General features: G+C 49.5%; 2 rRNA genes. Both read right to left on the bottom strand.

Features of this window, described 5'->3' with window-relative positions:
• Positions 1–80, bottom strand: a 23S ribosomal RNA gene (locus tag WQ57_RS22230); the annotation flags it as partial.
• Between the two features lie 224 nt (positions 81–304).
• Positions 305–683: ribosomal RNA gene (locus WQ57_RS22235) — 16S ribosomal RNA — on the bottom strand; the annotation flags it as partial.

Consider the following 683-nt stretch of genomic DNA (forward strand, 5'->3'; position numbering starts at 1 on the left):
CGAAGCATATCGGTGTTAGTCCCGTCCTTCATCGGCTCCTAGTGCCAAGGCATCCACCGTGCGCCCTTTCTAACTTAACCTTGCGGCAAATACTTGCCAGGTTTCTCTTTTTCAATCAAAAGAGAGAAAAACTAAAATGGCGATACTCGGTTTTATTGCAATTGCCTTCTTACATACGATTATCCAGTTTTCAAGGAACAAAAAAGTTCTGAGAGAATCGCTCCCTCAAAACTAAACAAACAAGCTCATCAACAGTACGAACCGAAGGCTCGCATTCCGAATGTCCTAAAGACATTATCCTTAGAAAGGAGGTGATCCAGCCGCACCTTCCGATACGGCTACCTTGTTACGACTTCACCCCAATCATCTGTCCCACCTTAGGCGGCTGGCTCCAAAAGGTTACCCCACCGACTTCGGGTGTTACAAACTCTCGTGGTGTGACGGGCGGTGTGTACAAGGCCCGGGAACGTATTCACCGCGGCATGCTGATCCGCGATTACTAGCGATTCCGGCTTCATGCAGGCGAGTTGCAGCCTGCAATCCGAACTGAGAATAGATTTATGGGATTGGCTTCACCTCGCGGCTTCGCTGCCCTTTGTTCTATCCATTGTAGCACGTGTGTAGCCCAGGTCATAAGGGGCATGATGATTTGACGTCATCCCCACCTTCCTCCGGTTTGTCAC

It is taken from the genome of Mesobacillus campisalis, from assembly GCF_000986785.1.
GTDB classification, from domain to species: Bacteria; Bacillota; Bacilli; order Bacillales; family Cytobacillaceae; genus Mesobacillus_B; species Mesobacillus_B campisalis.